Here is a 990-nt window from a genome sequence, read left to right on the forward strand (position 1 = left end):
TGGGATTTGGTCATCAATCAATTAAATATAGTATTCAGTGAAATTTTATAAAAAGCATAAAAAAGAACTTTAATCGAAATAAAAATGCTAATGATTAAAGTTCCTTTTGAAAAAATCTTCCCACGTGTATATTATTAACATATTAGGATAATGATATACATGAGGTTGAAATTTTTAATCAACAATAAATTGCAATTTATTACAAAATTTTTAGCCGAAACTAAACTAATCCCAGTTATTGATTTCAAGAAGAAATCTTAGAATACACAAAAATATTTACAGGCTCTTAATTCAACACCCTTCTAATTAATAATTCACTTATTTCCCTTTAATTCAATAAGCAATTCCTTGTACCTACTTTCATATTCATTAACTTTATTAGAATCATACTGAAGTTTTTGAATTTTATCTTGATATTTTTGCTGCATTTCAATTATTGATTTTTGTTTTTCTAATTCTAATGTAATTTTTAAATTTTCGAGTTCTGTTTTATGTTGATCTTTTAAGCTATTAATTTTTTCGCTATGTGATTTACTAATGTTATAGATAGCACTGTTTAGTTCTTCTATTTTTTCAGATTTGCTATCTAATTCATTGTGTAGTTTAATGTTCTTGTTTTTAGAATCGGAAAGGAGCTTTCTTAGTTCTTCATTTTCAGATTTATAGTTTTTATATTCATGTATTGTGGCGTTTAAATCATTTATAGTGTTTTTAAGAGTTGAAATTAGTTCTTTATTACTTTGGTTTGTTTCAGTTAGTTGATTTATTTGTTTGCTCATTGATGCATTCAAAGAGTTTTTTTCTTTAAGTTCTTTAGCTAAATTAAATTTATCAATTTTTAGTGCCTCAATTTTATTATTGAGCTATAAATGAGAAAATTTAGATACAAATTTTTACAGTAGATATTTACACTACGCCTTATGCTACTTTCATGGTTTTAAAAACAGTTTCAATAGGAATATTATTTTTAGCACATTCATAAATCCATTG

1 protein-coding gene is annotated in these 990 nt (G+C 24.2%); it reads right to left on the reverse strand.

Going from position 1 to position 990, the window contains the following annotated elements:
* Positions 1–314: 314 nt before the first annotated feature.
* Positions 315–779: a hypothetical protein gene (locus tag CLTEP_RS14015; protein WP_153016362.1), complete on the reverse strand. Its 465-nt coding sequence runs from the start codon at positions 777–779 to the stop codon at positions 315–317.
* Positions 780–990 lie beyond the last annotated feature (211 nt).

Origin of the sequence: Clostridium tepidiprofundi DSM 19306, from assembly GCF_001594005.1 — a bacterium.
Taxonomy (GTDB): domain Bacteria; phylum Bacillota; class Clostridia; order Clostridiales; family Clostridiaceae; genus Clostridium_AC; species Clostridium_AC tepidiprofundi.